Origin of the sequence: Streptomyces sp. NPDC088707 (assembly GCF_044752725.1) — a bacterium.
Classification (GTDB): Bacteria; Actinomycetota; Actinomycetes; order Streptomycetales; family Streptomycetaceae; genus Streptomyces.
The window spans coordinates 470,159-486,785 of sequence record NZ_JBIVLV010000005.1; the positions used below are offsets into that span (position 1 = coordinate 470,159).

The 16,627-nt window shown below is 74.5% G+C and carries 17 protein-coding genes; 7 read left to right on the forward strand and 10 right to left on the reverse strand.

The window, feature by feature from the left end; all coding sequences use genetic code 11:
• Nucleotides 1–87 precede the first annotated feature (87 nt).
• From ACIP84_RS18585 to ACIP84_RS18610, 6 genes are all read right to left on the reverse strand, one after another.
• Entirely contained in the window at nt 88–1,284 is a 1,197-nt protein-coding gene (locus ACIP84_RS18585; protein ID WP_401798702.1) for an MFS transporter, read from the reverse strand.
• An 85-nt stretch (nt 1,285–1,369) separates the two neighbouring features.
• Nucleotides 1,370–1,771 (reverse strand): hypothetical protein, encoded by a 402-nt coding sequence (locus ACIP84_RS18590; RefSeq protein ID WP_401798830.1) that lies wholly within the window; start codon nt 1,769–1,771, stop codon nt 1,370–1,372.
• A 250-nt stretch (nt 1,772–2,021) separates the two neighbouring features.
• Nucleotides 2,022–3,470 carry a peptidoglycan D,D-transpeptidase FtsI family protein gene (locus ACIP84_RS18595; protein WP_401798704.1) on the reverse strand — a complete coding sequence of 483 codons (1,449 nt, stop codon included), beginning with the start codon at nt 3,468–3,470 and terminating at the stop codon, nt 2,022–2,024.
• Nucleotides 3,471–3,611: 141 nt separating this feature from the next.
• Nucleotides 3,612–4,271 (reverse strand): response regulator, encoded by a 660-nt coding sequence (locus tag ACIP84_RS18600; RefSeq protein WP_401798706.1) that lies wholly within the window; start codon nt 4,269–4,271, stop codon nt 3,612–3,614.
• On the reverse strand, nt 4,268–5,527 hold the full coding sequence (locus ACIP84_RS18605; protein ID WP_401798708.1) for a sensor histidine kinase: 1,260 nt from the start codon (nt 5,525–5,527) through the stop codon (nt 4,268–4,270). Before ACIP84_RS18605 ends, ACIP84_RS18600 begins: the two co-directional genes overlap by 4 nt.
• Entirely contained in the window at nt 5,524–5,892 is a 369-nt protein-coding gene (locus tag ACIP84_RS18610; RefSeq protein WP_401798710.1) for a hypothetical protein, read from the reverse strand. The genes ACIP84_RS18605 and ACIP84_RS18610 overlap by 4 nt, the downstream gene beginning before the upstream one ends.
• Before the next feature lie 58 nt (nt 5,893–5,950).
• Between ACIP84_RS18610 and ACIP84_RS18615 the strand changes: the two genes are divergently transcribed.
• Nucleotides 5,951–6,448 (forward strand): cupin domain-containing protein, encoded by a 498-nt coding sequence (locus tag ACIP84_RS18615; protein WP_401798712.1) that lies wholly within the window; start codon nt 5,951–5,953, stop codon nt 6,446–6,448.
• Between the two features lie 45 nt (nt 6,449–6,493).
• On the opposite strand, the gene ACIP84_RS18620 is transcribed toward ACIP84_RS18615, so the two are convergent.
• A complete protein-coding gene (locus tag ACIP84_RS18620) occupies nt 6,494–7,264 on the reverse strand; it encodes an IclR family transcriptional regulator (protein WP_187624054.1) in 771 nt (256 codons plus the stop codon).
• A gap of 213 nt (nt 7,265–7,477) precedes the next feature.
• On the opposite strand from ACIP84_RS18620, the gene ACIP84_RS18625 reads away from it, so the two are divergent.
• Nucleotides 7,478–8,914 carry an aldehyde dehydrogenase (NADP(+)) gene (locus tag ACIP84_RS18625; RefSeq protein ID WP_401798831.1) on the forward strand — a complete coding sequence of 479 codons (1,437 nt, stop codon included), beginning with the start codon at nt 7,478–7,480 and terminating at the stop codon, nt 8,912–8,914.
• Nucleotides 8,915–8,930: 16 nt separating this feature from the next.
• Here ACIP84_RS18625 and ACIP84_RS18630 read toward each other — a convergent pair whose 3' ends face one another.
• Nucleotides 8,931–9,941, reverse strand: coding sequence for a zinc-dependent alcohol dehydrogenase family protein (locus ACIP84_RS18630; RefSeq protein ID WP_401798714.1), 1,011 nt, complete (start codon nt 9,939–9,941; stop codon nt 8,931–8,933).
• Nucleotides 9,942–10,041: 100 nt separating this feature from the next.
• Between ACIP84_RS18630 and ACIP84_RS18635 the strand changes: the two genes are divergently transcribed.
• On the forward strand, nt 10,042–10,956 hold the full coding sequence (locus ACIP84_RS18635; protein WP_401798833.1) for an AraC family transcriptional regulator: 915 nt from the start codon (nt 10,042–10,044) through the stop codon (nt 10,954–10,956).
• Nucleotides 10,957–10,962: 6 nt separating this feature from the next.
• Here the strand turns inward: ACIP84_RS18635 and ACIP84_RS18640 are convergent, their stop codons facing one another.
• Complete coding sequence (locus tag ACIP84_RS18640) at nt 10,963–12,330, reverse strand: MFS transporter (RefSeq protein WP_401798716.1); 1,368 nt, start codon at nt 12,328–12,330, stop codon at nt 10,963–10,965.
• Nucleotides 12,331–12,402: 72 nt separating this feature from the next.
• Between ACIP84_RS18640 and ACIP84_RS18645 the strand changes: the two genes are divergently transcribed.
• From ACIP84_RS18645 to ACIP84_RS18660, 4 genes are all read left to right on the forward strand, one after another.
• Complete coding sequence (locus tag ACIP84_RS18645) at nt 12,403–13,545, forward strand: GlxA family transcriptional regulator (RefSeq protein WP_401798718.1); 1,143 nt, start codon at nt 12,403–12,405, stop codon at nt 13,543–13,545.
• A gap of 6 nt (nt 13,546–13,551) precedes the next feature.
• Nucleotides 13,552–14,028 carry a GNAT family N-acetyltransferase gene (locus ACIP84_RS18650; protein ID WP_355964908.1) on the forward strand — a complete coding sequence of 159 codons (477 nt, stop codon included), beginning with the start codon at nt 13,552–13,554 and terminating at the stop codon, nt 14,026–14,028.
• A 73-nt stretch (nt 14,029–14,101) separates the two neighbouring features.
• Nucleotides 14,102–14,809 (forward strand): DsbA family oxidoreductase, encoded by a 708-nt coding sequence (locus ACIP84_RS18655; protein ID WP_401798719.1) that lies wholly within the window; start codon nt 14,102–14,104, stop codon nt 14,807–14,809.
• Nucleotides 14,810–14,936: 127 nt separating this feature from the next.
• The gene (locus ACIP84_RS18660; RefSeq protein ID WP_401798721.1) at nt 14,937–15,995 is read left to right on the forward strand and encodes an aminotransferase class V-fold PLP-dependent enzyme; all 1,059 of its coding nucleotides are present in this window, start codon (nt 14,937–14,939) and stop codon (nt 15,993–15,995) included.
• A 102-nt stretch (nt 15,996–16,097) separates the two neighbouring features.
• Here ACIP84_RS18660 and ACIP84_RS18665 read toward each other — a convergent pair whose 3' ends face one another.
• The gene (locus ACIP84_RS18665) at nt 16,098–16,607 is read right to left on the reverse strand and encodes a MarR family winged helix-turn-helix transcriptional regulator (protein WP_401798722.1); all 510 of its coding nucleotides are present in this window, start codon (nt 16,605–16,607) and stop codon (nt 16,098–16,100) included.
• Nucleotides 16,608–16,627: the final 20 nt, after the last annotated feature.

Genomic DNA, 16,627 nt, shown 5'->3' on the forward strand with positions numbered 1-16,627 from the left:
CCGGTCGCCCCGCACCGCGAGCGCCGCGGGGGTGCCCGGCCCGACCGGCGGGCCGCCCCCGGGGGACGCGGGGCGGAGACGGGGCCGTCAGCCGGCCGGGACGGACGCGCTCCCGGCACTCGGCCCCCGGTCGCGCCCGCGCCGTGTCCGTACCGCGGACACCGCCGCCCATCCCGCCCCCGCGAGCGCGAGCACCGGCAGCAGGACGCGGACGTCGACCAGGGCGACCAGGCCCGCGCCGAGCGCGAGGGCCAGCGCGTTCGGCGCCATGACCAGGGTGTGCGCGGTCGCCGCCACCCGGCCCAGCGCCTCCGCGGCCGCCTCCCGTTGCACGGCCGTCACCACCGCCACCAGGACCCACGGCATCCCCAGGCCGATCGCCGCGCTCGCCGCCAGGGCCGTCGCGTCGTAGGGCAGGGCCCGTACGCCGACCGCCACGGCGAACACGGCGAGACCGGCGGCGGCGAGCGCCCCCTCGGGGATCCGGCGCAGCAGCGGGCCGGTGACCAGGCCCGCGAGGACCGAGCCCACGCCCTGCACCGCGTAGAGCACACCGGCGTAGGCGGGAGCGTGCCCGAGACCCCGGTCGACGACGGCGTAGATCGCGGCCCCGTTCACCCCGGCGAGCAGCATCGTGAACGCGCCCGTCGCGACCAGCGGCCGCAGGACCGGCGAGGCGAGGAGCAGCCGGGCGCCCTCGGTGGTCTCCCGCCACCAGTGCCGGGACTCCGGCCGCGCCGGGCGTTCCTCCCGTACGGGGATCAGCGCGAAGAGGCCGGCCGCGAGCGCGAAGCTCGCCGCGTCGAGCAGCGCGACGGCCCCGCCGCCGTAGGCGGCGAAGAGGCCCGCCGCGGCGAGGGGGGCGATCAGCTTCGTCGACTCGTTCGCGGTCATCCGCAGCCCGTTGAAGGTGCCGAGCCGCTTCCCGTCCGTGACGGCCGCGACCAGGGCCTGCTCCGCCGCCTCGTGGACGGCGCCCTGCGCCCCGTACACGACCAGGACGGCGAAGAGCAGCCACACCCGGTCCGCCGAGTCCACCCACAGGAGGACCGGGAGGAGCGCGGCCGTCGCCAGGTCGAGGACGACCAGGAGAGGCCGCCGCCGCACCCGGTCCGCGAGCGTGCCGAGCAGCGGTCCGAGGAGGACGGGCGCCCAGAGGGCGAACGCGGCCAGGGCCGCGAGACTGTCGGAGCCCGTCAGCGATTTGACCCAGATCCCGGAGACCAGCCACATCGCCGTCGTACCGAATCCGGACACGACGATCCCTGTCAGATACCAGCGCATGGCCACAGGCTGGTCTCTGAGGCGGCCCCGGGGGATCGGGCATCTTCCCTAGAGGGCGACGAGGAGGGCGAGAGGGCGAGGAGGCCTAGGACGCCGGGGAGGTCGCGTTCTGCTTCGCGCGCGCCTTCTCGTACCGCAGGGCGAGCCCCGTCACCACCGCGCCCAGGCCCTCCCACAGGCCCACGCCCAGGAAGCCGGCCGGGGCGCGGCCGCTGACGACCGCGAGGGTGAAGACCGCACAGGTCAGGAGCCGGAAAGGGACCGTCCAGCGGAAGAACGGCTTCCAGTCGGCGAGCGCGGCCAGCACGTAGTAGACGCCCATGTTGAGCGCTGCCATCGAGGAGGCGGTGAGGAAGACGAGCGTGTGGTCCCCGTCCGCGCGCCCGCCGTCGGGCACCGGCTCGAAGCCCATCACCGTGAGCAGCGCGTCCGGTACGACCAGGCCCACCACGCCCAGTGCGGCGGCGAGCACGCCGAACACCGCCATGGTCCAGCCGGACAGGGAACGGGGCAGGCGCACGGCGGTCCTCCGCGAGGGGAACAGGATCGGTGGTTCGCATCCACGGTTCGAATGCGTGCTCGGATGCAAGCGTGACCCTGCATATCGTGTGCCGGGCCCCGACGGCCAATCGGGGCCCGGCTCACGTCACTTCACGGCGTCCTCAGGTCGGCCTCGCGGGCCCGGCTCAGGTCGCCGCGCGGGCCTGGCTCCGGTCACCTCGCGGCTCCCGGCCGCCTCACTTCAGCGCCGCCGCCATCATCTTCCGCGCCACCGGCGCCGCCAGACCGTTGCCGCTGACCTCGGAGCGGGCCGCGCCCGAGTCCTCGATCAGCACCGCGACGGCGACCTGCTTCCCGGTCGAGGGGTCCTTCGCGTACGAGGTGAACCAGGCGTACGGCGTCTTGCTGTTGTTCTCACCGTGCTGCGCGGTACCCGTCTTGCCGCCCACCTCGGCCCCGCCGATGGCCGCGTTGGTGCCGGTGCCCTCCTCGACCACGGTCCGCATCGCGCTGCGCAGCTGCTCGGCCGTCGACGAGGAGACGATCCGCTCGCTGTCGCCGTCCTTGTAGGTCGTGAGCGGGTCCCCGTCGGAGTCGACGACCTCGGACACCATGTGCGGCGCGGCCAGCAGGCCGTCGTTGGCGATCGCCGCCGACACCATCGCCATCTGCAGCGGGGTGGCGGTCACGTCGAACTGGCCGATGCCGGTCAGTGCCGTCTGTGCCTCGTCCATGCCGGACGGGTAGACGCTCGCGTAGGCGCGGACCGGGACGTCGAGCTCGGCGTCGTTGAAGCCGAACTTCTCCGCCATCGCCTTCACCTTGTCCTGCCCCAGGTCGGCCGCCATCTTGGCGAAGACGTTGTTGCAGGAGTAGCGGAGCGCGGTGCGGATCGTGGCGTTCTCGCAGGGCGCGGACGCGTTCTCGTTCTTCAGCACGGTCCGGGTGTTCGGCAGGGTGTACGGGTCCGGGCTCTGCGTCGCCGTGTCCACCGAGCCGTACAGGCCGTCCTCCAGGGCCGCCGCGGCGACCACCAGCTTGAACGTGGAGCCGGGCGGCAGCGGCTGGCGCAGCGCCCGGTTGACCAGCGGCTTGTCCTCGTCGGTGGTCAGCGCCTTCCAGGCGTCGCCGTCCGTGGTCCCGGAGATTTTCGACGGGTCGTACGACGGGGTGGAGACCATCGCGAGGATGCGGCCGGTGGCCGGGTCGACGGCGACGGCCGCGCCCTTCGTGTCCCCGAGCGCCCGGTAGGCGGCCTTCTGCACGTCCGGGTCGATCGTGGTGACGACCGTGCCCGGCCGCTGCTGCTTGCGGGTGAGGGCGTCGAGGGGGTTCTTCAGCCGGTCGTCGGTGCCGTCGAGGACGTCGGAGTAGATGCCCTCCAGCTGGGTGGAGCCGTACGCCTGCGAGCTGTAACCGGTCACCGCCGCGTACAGCTCGCCGTCCGTGTACGTCCGCCGGTACTCGAGGTCCGTTCCCTCCGTCTTCTTCGAGCCGGTGACCGGCGAACCGGCCACGACGATGTTCCCGAGCGGCTGCGCGTACTGCGCGATCGTCTTCCGCCGGTTCTTCTGGTCGTCCGCGAGCGCCTTCCCCTCGTACGCCTGCACCCAGGTGGCCCGGCCCAGCAGGGCGAGCACCAGGAGCAGCACGAAGACCGAGGTGCGCCTGATCGTCTTGTTCATCGCACCTGTGGGGACGAACGGCTCGGTGGGGGACGTTCCGGATGTGGCCGGTTTCTCAGCGAACCTTCATACGGGACCGACAATGGTGTGGCCGCCGTCACCCCGCCGCACGAGACGCTTCGGCCCCGGCGGCGGTCGCCGTCACCCCGTCCTGACGAAGCCCGACTCGTACGCCAGGATCACCGCCTGGGTGCGGTCGCGGGCGCCCGACTTCGCCAGGACCGACGCCACGTGCGTCTTGACCGTGGCCGCGCCGACGCCCATCCGGGCCGCGATCTCCGCGTTCGTGAGGCCCGTCGCCACCAGGCGCAGCACCTCCGCCTCCCGCTCGGTGAGCCGTGCCACCCACGGCGGTGCCACCGGCGGGCGGTTGCGGGCGTGCTCGGCGGCCAGGCCGCGGACCGCGGCCGGGTAGAGCAGCGAGTCGCTCCGGGCGACCAGCCGGACCGCGCTCACCAGCTCCTCCGCCGCCGCCCGTTTGAGGAGGAAGCCGGCCGCGCCGACGCGCAGCGCGTCGTACACGTACGCGTCGTTCTCGAAGGTGGTCACCACCACGATCCGGGGCGGCTCCGCCATCCCCGCGAGGATCTGCTCGGTGGCCCGGATGCCGTCGATCTCAGGCATCCGCACGTCCATGAGGACGACGTCCGGCTGCTCGGCGCGCACCACCGACACCGCCTCGGCGCCGGTCGCCGCCTCGCCGACGACCTCCAGGTCGGGCTCCGCGTCGAGGATGACCCGCAGGGCCGTCCGCACCATCCGCTCGTCGTCGGCGAGCACGATCCTGACGGGGGCGCTCATCGGGGGATCCCGACCACGAGGCGCCAGACGCCGTCCGACGGGCCGGCCTCGGCGGTGCCGCCGAGCAGCCGGGCCCGTTCGCCGATCCCGCGCAGACCGCGACCGCCGTTCGGGCGGGCGACCGGCGGTCGCGCGGGCAGGGGGTTCTCCATGGTGATCTCCAGCTCCTCGGTACGGGCGTCGAGCCGTACGGTGACGGGCTCCCCGCCCGCGTGCCGGGCAGCGTTCGTCAGCCCTTCCTGAACGATCCGGTACGCCTCACGGGACAGCGCCTCCGGTACGGGGGCGAGGTCGCCGGACACGGTCAGCGACACCTTCGGTCCCGCGCCCCGCACGAGGGCCTCCAGGGCGTCGAGTCCCGGCCCCGGCCCGGGTCCGCCCTCCCCGCGCTCCCCGGCGTCCTCGTCGTGCCGCAGCAGTCCGAGGACCCAGTCCAGCTCGCCGACCGTGCGCCGGGTGGTCTCCTCGATCGCGGTCAGCGCCTCCCGGACGAACGCCAGGTCCGCCCCGTCACCGCCGTCCAGGACCCGGCGGGCGGCGCCCGCCTGGAGGGTGACCGCGCTCAGCGCGTGACCGACCGAGTCGTGCAGCTCCCGGGCCAGCCGGTTGCGGGACTCCGCCTCCGCCGCGCGCCGCTCGGCCGCCACGAGCCGGTCCGCCGGGCTCGGCCCGAGCAGCCGGGGCGCCTGCCGGGCGAGCAGGGCCCCGGTCGCGGCGGCCACGGCGGCGAGCGCGAGCAGCATCAGGAGACCCGCCGGGAGTGCCGCCCAGCTCCACCACGGCCGGTCGAGGCCCCAGAGCCGGCCCAGTTCCGACTCCCGCAGCGCAGGGGAGAACGGCAGCGCCATCACCGACACCGCGAAGGGCGGCAGGGCGAGCGTCGCCCCGCTGACCAGCGCTCCGGCGCCCAGGTGCAGCGTGAACCAGCCGGCCGTCCTGGCCTTCGCCTCCCGGCCCTGGGCGGGGCCGTCCGCGTACCGGTCCGCCGGCACCCCGCACAGCGCCCGCGCCGCCGCCACGGACATCGGCCGGGCCAGCGGGAACAGCGCGGTGACCGCGACCAGCGGAAGCCCCACCGCGTACGCCCCGAACTGCACCGAGAGGCTTCCGGTGAACAGGCCGCCCGCGCCGAGCAACGCCCCCACGACCACGGAGCCGACCATCCAGAACGGCATGAACAGCGCGCCGCCCACGATCAGATGGAGCCAGCGCCGCCTGGCCCGCCGGCCGAGGAGGGCGACCGCGCACCGTCTCACGCCTCGGCGCTCCGCCGCCGCAGGACCGCGGCGAGGCAGGCGGCGAGGAGGAACCCGGTGATCATTTCGCCAGCGTAGGTCAGCTGGGCCAGGGCCGTGACCTGCTTGCCGGGATCCGTCTCCGGCATCAGCGCGACCAGGGACATGTAGGCGCCCCAGCAGCCCACCGCGCCCGAACCGGTCCACGCGAGCGCGAGGACGGTACGCACCTGCAGCCGGGCGGGCCGGCGCAGGACGAGGGCCGCGGCGGCGACGACGAACACGTCCGCGGGGCGCGGGGCGTGGGCGCGGAGGGCTGGGGTGCGGGCGCGGGGCGTGGGTGCGGAGGGCTGGGGTGCGGGCGCGGGGCATCGGAATTGACCCACGTTCTTCTAGATCGATTGCACCCGACTCGGGGGTCAATGAACCCCTAGGGTAGTGATCATGAACGAGAACGCGCCCTTCGCCCCGCTCCTGACCCGCGCCGCCACCGCCGAGACCACCGCGGACCCCAGCAGCGTCATGACCCTGCTCGCCGACTCCGGCACCACCGGCGGTCGGCTCACCAGCTACCGCTCCACCTTCGCGAAGGGAGCGGTCGGCGCCCCTGCGCACTTCCACACCAAGGCGTCGGAGATGTTCTACGTGATCGACGGCTCGCTCCAGGTCCTCGTCGGCGAGGAGCTGTCCGTCCTGGAGAAGGGCGACTTCCTGCTCGTCCCGCCGCACACCGCGCACGCCTTCGCGGCCGCGCCCGGCGCCGAGGCCGACGTCCTCTTCGTCTTCACGCCCGGCATGGCCCGCTTCGACTACCTGCGCCTCCTCGGCCGCGTCATGCGGGGCGAGGCGGGCTTCGAGGAGATCAAGGCCTCCTCGGAGCAGTACGACAACCACTACGTGGACAGTCCGGTCTGGCAGAAGGCGCTCGCCGAGCGCGGATGATCCGCCGGCGGGGGGCGCCCGGACGGCCGCCCCTCGTGGGCGGCCTCAGAGGCGGCGGGTCGCCAGCGTCAGCCGGTCCCGCGCGTCGAAGAGCGCGTCCTTGATCATCTGCTCGTGCGCCGGGGTGAGCCGCGCCACCGGCACCGAGCAGCTGATCGCGTCCCGTGCCGGGGTCCGGTACGGGATGGCGACGCCGAAGCAGCGCAGCCCCAGCGTGTTCTCCTCGCGGTCCACCGAGATGCCCTGCTCGCGGATGACCCGCAGCTCCTCGATGAGCTGCTCGCGGTCGGTGATGGTGTGCTCGGTCAGCGCCGGGAGGGTCTCCGGGAGCAGCTTGCGCACCTGGTCGTCGGTGTGGGTGGCGAGCAGCGCCTTGCCGAGGGAGGTCGAGTGGGCGGGCAGCCGGCGCCCGACCCGGGTGAACGGCCGCAGGTAGTGCTGGGACTGACGGGTCGCCAGGTACACCACGTTGGTGCCGTCGAGCCGCGCCAGGTGGATGGTCTCGGTGGTGTCGTCGGAGAGCCGGTCCAGGGTGGGCCGGGAGGCGGCCACCACCTCGTCGCCGTCGATGTACGAGGTGCCGACGAGCAGCGCCCTCACCCCGATGCCGTACCGCGTGCCGGTCGCGTCCGTCTCCACCCAGCCGAGCTCGACCAGGGTGCGCAGCAGCATGTACAGGCTGGACTTGGGGTAGCCGACGGCCTCCTGGACGGCGGCGAGCGAGTGCATCCCCGGGCGTCCGGCGAAGTACTCGAGCAGCTCCACGGTCCGCACAGCGGACTTCACCTGCGCTCCGCCCATGTCGGCAGTCGCCATGACCCTCGCCCCTTTTCCGTCGTCCGGTCGCCCCCTGGCCGGCCGACCGGACAGGGCCCCTTGTGAAGACGGCCGGGCCGTCCCTAGAGTCCCGTACGGATGTGTTCATCTACGGGAACTGTGTTCAGAATAGCGAACAGGGGCGTGGCAGTGGCGGCAGAACCAGTGTGGAGTGTGGACCCCCGGACGGGGAAGCCGCGCGAGCAGGTCGCGGTGGAGGCCACGGCGGAGGACGTCGACCGGTCCGTCCGGGCCGCGTACGCGGTCCGTGAGGCCCTCGCCGACCGGCCCGTACGGGCCGCCTTCCTGCGGACCGCCGCCGACCTCCTCCAGGAGGCCGGGGAGCAGATCGTGGAGACCGCGGACGCCGAGACCGCCCTCGGACCGGCCCGGCTCAACGGCGAGCTCGCCCGTACCGCAGCCCAGTTGAGGGCCTTCGCCGAGGTCGTCGAGGAGGGCTCCTTCCTCGACATCCGGATCGACCTGCCCGACCCCGGAGCCATCCCGCCCCGGCCCGACCTGCGCCGCTGGAAGATCCCGCTCGGCGTCGTCGCCGTCTACGCCGCCAGCAACTTCCCGCTCGCCTTCTCCGTCCCCGGCGGCGACACCGCGAGCGCCCTCGCGGCCGGCTGCCCGGTGGTGGTCAAGGCCCACCCCGACCACCCGGCCACCTCCGAACTCTGCGCCGCGCTGCTGCGCAGGGCCGCAGCCAAGGCCGGCCTCCCCGAGGACGTCGTCGTCCTCGTCCACGGCTTCGACGCGGGCGTCGCACTCGTCCGCCACCCGCTCGTCGCGGCCGCCGGCTTCACCGGCTCGGTGCGCGGCGGACGGGCCCTCTTCGACGCGGCCGCCGCCCGGCCCGTCCCCATCCCCTTCCACGGCGAACTCGGCTCCCTCAACCCGGTCGTGCTCACCCCCGCCGCCGTCGAGGAGCGGGCCGAGGCGATCGGCGCCGGGCTGGCCGGCTCCATGACCCTGGGCGCGGGCCAGTTCTGCACCAAGCCCGGCTTCGTCCTCGCCCCCTCGGGCGAGGCGGGCGACCGGTTCGTGGAGGCGCTGGCGGAGGCCCTGCGCGACACCGAGCCGGCCGTGATGCTCGACCACCGGATGCGGGGCAGCTTCCTCACCCGCACCTACGAGATGACGATGAGCGACGGCGTCACCGCACCGGTCCACCCCGCGCCCGCCGGCCCGCACACGGTCAAGGCCGGCCTCATCACGGTCACGGTCCGGACCCTCGTCGACGGCGACCACCGGGACCTCACGGAGGAGTGCTTCGGCCCCGTCACGGTCGTCGCCCGCTACGACTCCCGTACGGAGATCACCGAGGCCCTCGCGAGGGTGCCCGGCAACCTCACCGCCACCCTGCACATCGCCGAGCAGGACCAGGACGAGGACGCCGCCGCGCTCCTCGCCGAACTCACCCCGCTCGCGGGCCGCGTCCTCGTCAACGGCTGGCCCACCGGCGTCGCCGTCGCCGCCGCCCAGCACCACGGCGGCCCCTACCCCGCCACCACCTCCACCGCCACCTCGGTCGGCGCGACCGCGATCGAGCGCTGGCTGCGCCCGGTCACCTACCAGTCGACCCCCGACCACCTGCTTCCGCCGGAGCTCCGCGACGGCAACCCGCTGGGCCTGCCCCGCCACTGAGCCCGGCCACCGGCGGTCACCCCCCGACGCGCACCACGATCTTCCCGAGGTGCGCGTTGGACTCCAGCAGCCGATGGGCGTCGGCGATCCGCTCCAGACCGTCGAAGGTCTCGGCGATCACCGGCGCGAGGGAGCCGTCGCGCAGCCCCTCGCCGATGAACCCGGCCACCCGCCGGCGGCCTTCCCCGGTCCGCACGAGCGCCCCGTTGGCGTACGTGTGGACCGTCTGCGGCCAGTTCATCGACAGCGCCACCGGCCGAGGGTCCAGCCAGCCGTACAGCACCGCCGTGCCGCCGGGCCGCAGCGCGTCCCCGAGCCGGGCGAACCCGGGCCCGCCGATCGCGTCGAAGGCGAGGTCCGCGCCCGCCCCGCCGGTGATCCGCCGCACCTCCCCGACCACGTCCTCGGTGTCCGTCGTGATCACCCGCGCCGCCCCGAGCTCCAGGAGCCGCTCCCGCTTGTCCTCGCCGCGCGTGGTCGCCACCGGTACGGCTCCGACCCGCAGCGCCGTCTGGATCGCGGCCGTCCCCACGCCGCTGGACGCCCCCGTGATCACCACGTGGTCGCCGGCGCCGAGACCGCCGGTCAGCACCATGCCGCCGTACGCGGTGGAGTACGTCAGCCACACCGCCGCCGCCGTCACCGCGTCCACCCCCTCGGGCCGGGCCACCAGGTACTCCTCCGACAGCACCACCCGCTCCGCGTACACCCCGTGCGTCCCGAAGTCGAAGTTGGCCGCCGCCATCACCAGGTCGCCCGGGGCGTACGCGGTGACGCCCGCGCCGACCGCCTCCACCACACCGGCCGCCTCGTAGCCGAGCCGCGAACCCGGCAGCTTCGCCGGGTAGTAGTACGTGCCCTCGCGGAACAGCGCCTCGGCGCGGTTGAGTCCGATCGCCTCGACCCGTACGAGCACCTCCCCCGGCCCGGGGGCGGGCAGCGCCACCTCCTCCACCGTCAGCACCTCGGGGCCGCCGGGTTCGTGGAAGAGAACCGCCTTGGTCGTCCTGCCTGTTGTCGTCGTCATGTCCCGACCGTAGAAGCGCGTGACAAGACGATCCATATCCCCATGGCTCCCGCCCATGTCCGATCGTCTCGCCGTCATCGACGAGGAGTACGGTGCCGGGATGGACGTACTGAGCGATGCCATCGCCGCCATGCGCACCGGCCGGCCCCACTCCTCCCGCACGGTCCGCTTCGCACCCTGGGGATCGCGCTTCCCGGCGAGCAAGGGCGCCGGATTCCATGTCGTCCTCCAGGGCACCGCCTGGCTGCTGCCCCCGGACGGCACCGCCCCCGTCCGGCTCGGCCCCGGCGACGTCGTCCTGCTCGCCCACGGCACCGGCCACGGCCTCGCGGACCGCCCCGACACCCCGCTCGTCGACGCCCTGCCGGCCGCCGACGGCTCCTGGCCGACCGGGCCCGACCGGGGGCCCGTCGGCGCCGAGGAGACCCTGCTCCTGTGCGGCGCCTACCAGCTCAGCCGGGACCGCGCCCACCCCCTCCTCACCGAGCTGCCCCCGTACGTCCACCTCCCCGCCCGGGTCGGCGCCCACCCCCGGCTGCGGGCCGCCGTCGACCTGCTCGGCGCCGAACTCGCCGAACCCCAGCCGGGATCGGACGCGATCGTGCCCGCCCTGCTCGACACCCTCCTGCTGTACCTGCTGCGCACCTGGTGGCTCAGCGTGTGCGCCGACCGCTCCACGGGCTGGTCGGCCGCCCTGAGCGACCCGGTGGTCGCCGGAGCCCTCCGGGCCCTCCACGACGACCCGGCCAGAGCCTGGACCGTCGAGGAACTCGGTGCCCTCGGCGGCCTCTCCCGCGCCGCCTTCGCCCGCCGCTTCACCGCCCTCGTCGGCCGGTCCCCCCTCGCCTACCTCACCTGGTGGCGCATGACGACGGCGGGCCGCCTCCTGCGCACGGACGACCTCCCGCTCCGCGCGGTGGCCGAACGCTCCGGCTACTCCTCGGAGTTCGCCTTCGCCAAGGCCTTCAAACGGGAGTACGGGCTGGCCCCGGGGCAGTACCGCAAGGGGGCCTGAGCCCGCTCAGCGGCCCCGGCGGCCCGGCAGGCGGAGGGAGAGCAGCGTCGTCAGGGCGAGGAAGGACGCGCTGATCAGAAGGCTCGTGCGGAGGGCCGACTCCATGGACGCGGCCGCCAGGGAGCCGAAGACCGCGATCGCGAGGGCGCCGGCCGTCTGCCGGACCGCGTTCAGGAGGCCCGCCGCCGTGCCCGCGCGGTCCGCCGGGACCGCCTCCATCATCGAGGCGATCAGCGGCGGCAGCGAGAAGCCCGCGCCCAGGGCGAGGGGGACCAGGAGGAGCGCCTGGGCCACCCGTGAGGTGTGCGCGTCGACCGTGAGCAGGCCGAGCAGACCCGCCACCGCGACCGCCTGGCCGAGGACGATCGGCAGCCGCGCCCCGTACCGCGCCGCCACCCTCGCCGACAGGATGTTCACCCCGGCGAGCAGCCCCGACATCGGCAGGAACATCAGCCCGGCGGCCAGCGCCGAGAGACCCAGCACCTGCTGGAAGAAGAGGCTGAAGACGAACAGCATCCCGTAGAAGGCAACGCTGTTCGCCGAACCCGCCGCCACCGCGACCGCCACCGCCGTGTTCCGGAACAGGCCCAGCGGCACCACCGGGTGCCGCCGCCGCGACTCGATCAGCAGGAAGGCGGCGAACGAGACCCCCGCGAGCCCCAGCGCCCACCACGCCTCCCTACCTCCCTCGATGGCGGCGAAGGTCAGCGCCCCGAGCGCCGCCATCGCCGTCAGCTGACCCGGCAGGTCCAGCGGGGCGGGCCGGCGCTCCGAACGCGCCACCCGGCTCAGCAGCGCCAGCGCGAGCAGTCCCAGCGGCAGGTTCACGAAGAAGATGCCCCGCCAGCTCCACGCCGTGGTCAGCGCCCCGCCCGCGACCGGGCCGAGCGCCACCGCGACCGTGCCGCCCGCCGCCCACAGCGACACCGCCCGGGCCCGCCGCCCCGGATCGCCGTACGCCTCCCGGACGAGCGCGAGCGAGGCCGGCAGCATCACGGCCGCCGCCACCCCCTGCACCGCCCGCGCCGCCAGGAGCGCCGGAAGGCCCGGGGCCAGACCGCAGGCCGCCGAGGCGAGGGCGAAGACGACGACCCCGATCCCGTACGCCCGGCTCGCCCCGACCCGGTCGGCGAGCGCCCCGCTGGAGAGCAGCAGCGCCGCGAAGGCCAGGGTGTACGCGTCGACCACCCACTGGAGCCCCGACATCCCGGCCCGCAGATCGGCGCCGATCGCGGGCAGGGCGACGTTCACGACGGAGGTGTCCAGGGTGATGAGCGCGAACCCGAGCATCGCGGCGGCGAGGGCGGGGCCGGGGGGCGTCCGGGCGGGGGAGGGGGCGGCGACGGGGGCTTCGGCGAGGTCTGTCGATGGCATGGACCCAGCTTCATGATCGGCCGGGCCGTACAGTAGTGGCCCGAATGCCATATGCCCGGAGGTTCTGGCCACATGACAGCCGAGTCCGCACCCCCGCCCCGCGCCCGCCGCGTCGCCGTGATCGCCGCCCCGCCCGTCTCGATGTTCAACCTGGCCATCCCCGAGATGCTGTTCGGCAAGGTCGAGATCGACGGCGCACCCGGGTACGAGACGGTCATCTGCGCCCCCGACCCCGGGCCCGTCACCACCACCGGCGGCCTCGACCTCGTCGTCCCCCACGGCCTCGACGCCGTCGCCGGGGCCGACACGGTGGTCCTCGCGGGCAGCGGCTCGTACACCGACCCCGACCCCCGCATCCTCACCGCGCTGCGCGGCGCCGCCACGGCCGGCAGCCGGATCGCCTCCATCTGCACCGGCGCCTTCGCGCTCGCCGAGGCCGGGCTGCTCGACGGCCGGGCCGCGACGACGTACTGGGCGTACAGCTCGCTGCTCGCCGCCCGCCACCCGTCCGTCGACCTCCAGGACGACGTGCTGTTCGTCCAGGACGGGCCCGTGCTCACCTCCTCCGGATACGCGGCGGGCATCGACCTCTGCCTGCACGTCATCCGCACCGACTACGGCGCCGCCGTCGCCAACACGGTGGCCCGGCTCGCCCTCGTCGCCCCCGTACGGCCCGGTGGCCAGACCCAGTTCACCCAGACCCCGCTGCCGCCCGAGCGCGGGGTCTCCTTCGCCGCCACGCGCGCGTGGGCGATGGAACACCTCGACGAACCGCTCGGCCTCACCGACCTCGCCCGGCACGCCGGCGTCTCCGTCCGCACCCTCTCCCGGCGCTTCCACGCCGAGACCGGCGTCAGCCCGCTCCAGTGGCTGCTGCACCAGCGCGTGGAGCGGGCGAAGGAGCTCCTGGAGACCACCTCGCTCGCCATGGACGGGGTGGCCCGCGCGAGCGGGCTCGGCACCGGGGACTCCCTGCGCCGGCATGTCCTGGGCCGCACGGGCCTCACCCCGAGCGCCTACCGGTCCTCCTTCAGCCGCCTGACGGCGGCGGGCGGGCCCGCCGCGGCCGGCGCCGACCCGTCGGCAGCCGGAACCCCCGCACTCCCGCGCGCCGCGACCGCCCCGCAGGCCACCGCGCGCACCCCCGCCGCGACCGCCCCGTCGGCCACCGCGCGCACCGCCGCCGCAACCGCCCCGCCGTCCCGTGCGTCCTGAAGAACCATGATCCGACTCGCCACCCCCGCCGATCTCGACGCCGTCGTCGCCCTCCACACCGAGGCCCGCGCCACCTACTACCGCGGTCACATCCCCGACGCCGACTTCCTCGGCCCGGAGGAGATCGCCCGCTCCCGGTCCGGCTGGGCCGCCGCCGTCGGGCGCGGGGCCGTCCTCTGCGCCGTACGGGACGGGGAACTCGCGGGCATCGCCGCGTACGGGGAGCGCGACGGCCACATGCACCTCACCCAGCTCCACGTCCTCCCCGCCCGCTGGCGTGGTGGCGTCGGCACCGAGCTCCACGCGGCCTGCGTCGACGGCTGGCGGGCCGCCGGTGTGACCGAGGCACGCCTGGAGGTCTTCGAGAAGAACGAACGCGCTCAGGCCTTCTACGCCGCCCACGGCTGGACCCCGGACCCGGAGACCCCGCGCGACGGCGACCATCTCGTGCTCCGGCTCACACTGGGACCGGAAACGGAATGAAATCCGCCGGCGGGGTCGTTGTCGCGACGGAACACCCCGAACACCCCGCCGCCCAACCCCGGAGAGAACTCACATGCGCGTCGAGATCTGGAGCGACATCGCCTGCCCCTGGTGCTACATCGGCAAGGCCCGCTTCGAGAAGGGACTCGAGGCCTTCGCCCACCGCGAGGACGTCGAGGTCGTGCACCGCTCCTTCGAGCTCGACCCGAACCGCGCCAAGGGCGACACCGGCCCCGTCCTGGAGATGCTCGCCAAGAAGTACGGCCGCACCCTCGACGAGGCCCGCGCCATGGAGGCGCACGTCGCGTCCAACGCGCACTCCGAGGGCCTCGGCTACCGCACCGAGGGCCGCGACCACGGCAACACCTTCGACATCCACCGGCTGCTCCACCTCGCCAAGGACCGCGGGCTGCAGAACGAGCTCCTGGACCTGGCCTACCGCGCCAACTTCGCCGAGGAGCGCTCCGTCTTCGACGCCGAGACCCTGGTGACGCTGGGCGTCGAGGCCGGTCTCGACGAGGCCGAGGTGCGGGCCGTCCTCGCCGACGACTCGGTCTACGCCGACGCCGTCCGCGAGGACGAGCGCGAGGCCGCCGAACTCGGCGCGAACGGCGTGCCGTTCTTCGTGCTCGACCGCCGCTACGGCATCTCCGGGGGCCAGCCCGCCGAGGTCTTCACCCAGGCCCTGGAGCAGGCCTGGCAGGGTCGGGCCCTCCAGCCCGTCGGCGGCGACGCGGCGGTCTGCGACACCGACGGCAGCTGCGAGGTCCCGGGCGCGTGACCGCCCGCATCCGACCCGGCGCATGATCGCCCGCACCCCCTCCCACCTGCGGCGATAAGCGCTGCTTGGGGATTCCCCACGATCGAACCCGATTGACGGGTGATCGTGGGGAATCCAGGGTGAGGGCATGGATTCCCTGGAAAAGCCCCTCGGGGGCGCCGAGTTCGCGCCGAAGAACACCTACCTCAACACCTCCGCCTGCGGGCTGCTGCCGCGACGCGCGATCGAGGCCGTCATGCTCCTCGCGGAGGAGACCGCCGCCGGACGCCCGGGCGGCGCCGGGGACTTCGAGATCGTGAACGAGGCCCGCGCCACCTACGCCCGGCTCGTGGGCGTGGCGCCCGAGCGCGTCGCGGTGGGCAGCTCGGTCGCCGTGCACTGCGGCATGATCGCCCAGTCGATGCCCGCAGGGGCCGAGATCCTCTTCCCCGAGGGCGACTTCTCCTCCGTCATCACCCCCTTCACGATCCGCGGCGACCTCAGGACGCGGTTCGTGCCCCTCGACCGGCTCGCCGAGTCCGTCGGTCCCGACACCACGCTCGTCGCCTTCTCGGCCGTGCAGTCGGCGGACGGCCGCACCGCGGACTTCGCGGCGATCCGGGCCGCGGCGGCCGCGCACGGCGCCCGCACCCTCCTGGACGCCACCCAGTCGGCCGGCTGGCTGCCGCTGCGCGCGGGGGAGTGGGACTACACGGTCGCCGGCGGCTACAAGTACCTGCTCTGCCCGCGCGGGGCGTCCTTCCTCACCGTCACCGAGGAGGCGCAGGACTCGCTCCTCGCGATCCACGCCAACTGGGTCACCGGCGAGGAGCTGTGGGTGAACAGCTACGGCCCGGTCCGCGAACTGGCCGCCAGCGCACGGCGCTTCGACGAGCCCGCGGCCTTCCTCTCGTACCACGGCGCGGCCCGCTCGCTCGCGCTCCTGGAGGAGATCGGCGTCGAGCGGATCGAGGCCCACGTCAAGGGGCTCGCGGCCCGCTTCCGCGCCGGGCTCGTCGCCCTGGGCCACGCGCCGGTCATGGACGAGTCGGCGGTCGTCGCCGTCCCCGGCCTCGGGGACCGCGCGGACGCGCTGCGCGAGGCCGGCGTCCTGCTCTCCGACCGCGCGGGCAACCTGCGCGCGTCCTTCCACCTGTACAACACGGCGGCGGACGTGGACCGCGCCCTGGAGGTCCTCGCGGGCTGACACCCGGACCCCGGCCTCGCGGGGCTCACGTCCGCGCGAGTGCGCCGTACGCCCGCGGGATGGCGCGTCCACGCGGGGAGACGCAGGCCCGGGGTGTCCCGCTCAGCAGCCGCGCGGCGGGGCCGGGCAGTCGCCCGCATCGCCCGCCTCCTCGCGCAGGTTGTCCGCCACGAGGCCGAGGAGCCGTGCCAGCTCGGCCCGGTCGTCCGGGCCGAGCCCGCTCAGGGAGGCCTGCTCCAGGTCGGACCAGACGCCCTCGACGCCGGTGCGCAGCGACCGGCCCTCGTCCGTCGCCTCGACCAGGACCGCACGCCGGTCGGCTGGGTCGGGGCGGCGCAGGACGAGGCCGCAGTGCTCCATGCGCTGGAGCATCTTGGTCACCGTCGAGGCGTCGAGCCCCAGGGACTGGATCAGCTCGGACTGCCGGACCGGTCCGCAGTCCCAGAGCCGCATCATCATCATCTCCTGGCCCGGGTAGAGGCCGAGCTCCCGCAGCCGCCGCCCGGCGGCGATCCGGTGCATCCGGGCCACCCCGGCCAGGGCGACGCTGACGGGACCGCCGTGGGCGGCCGAGGGTGCCGTCTCGGTACAGACGGGGTCGGTTCCTGACATCGCGGGCTCCTCGTGAAGAC

Bases quoted from the DNA above. Each gene is read 5' to 3' on its own strand.
- ACIP84_RS18615 (WP_401798712.1), top strand. From the start codon at position 5,951: ATGAACGAGAACGCGCCCTTCGCCCCGCTCCTGACCCGCGCCGCCACC.
- ACIP84_RS18620 (WP_187624054.1), bottom strand. From the start codon at position 7,264: ATGGCGACTGCCGACATGGGCGGAGCGCAGGTGAAGTCCGCTGTGCGG.
- ACIP84_RS18590 (WP_401798830.1), bottom strand. From the start codon at position 1,771: ATGGCGGTGTTCGGCGTGCTCGCCGCCGCACTGGGCGTGGTGGGCCTG.
- ACIP84_RS18650 (WP_355964908.1), top strand. From the start codon at position 13,552: ATGATCCGACTCGCCACCCCCGCCGATCTCGACGCCGTCGTCGCCCTC.
- ACIP84_RS18640 (WP_401798716.1), bottom strand. From the start codon at position 12,330: ATGCCATCGACAGACCTCGCCGAAGCCCCCGTCGCCGCCCCCTCCCCC.
- ACIP84_RS18595 (WP_401798704.1), bottom strand. From the start codon at position 3,470: ATGAACAAGACGATCAGGCGCACCTCGGTCTTCGTGCTGCTCCTGGTG.
- ACIP84_RS18655 (WP_401798719.1), top strand. From the start codon at position 14,102: ATGCGCGTCGAGATCTGGAGCGACATCGCCTGCCCCTGGTGCTACATC.
- ACIP84_RS18600 (WP_401798706.1), bottom strand. From the start codon at position 4,271: ATGAGCGCCCCCGTCAGGATCGTGCTCGCCGACGACGAGCGGATGGTG.
- ACIP84_RS18645 (WP_401798718.1), top strand. From the start codon at position 12,403: ATGACAGCCGAGTCCGCACCCCCGCCCCGCGCCCGCCGCGTCGCCGTG.
- ACIP84_RS18665 (WP_401798722.1), bottom strand. From the start codon at position 16,607: ATGTCAGGAACCGACCCCGTCTGTACCGAGACGGCACCCTCGGCCGCC.
- ACIP84_RS18660 (WP_401798721.1), top strand. From the start codon at position 14,937: ATGGATTCCCTGGAAAAGCCCCTCGGGGGCGCCGAGTTCGCGCCGAAG.
- ACIP84_RS18635 (WP_401798833.1), top strand. From the start codon at position 10,042: ATGGACGTACTGAGCGATGCCATCGCCGCCATGCGCACCGGCCGGCCC.
- ACIP84_RS18585 (WP_401798702.1), bottom strand. From the start codon at position 1,284: ATGCGCTGGTATCTGACAGGGATCGTCGTGTCCGGATTCGGTACGACG.
- ACIP84_RS18630 (WP_401798714.1), bottom strand. From the start codon at position 9,941: ATGACGACGACAACAGGCAGGACGACCAAGGCGGTTCTCTTCCACGAA.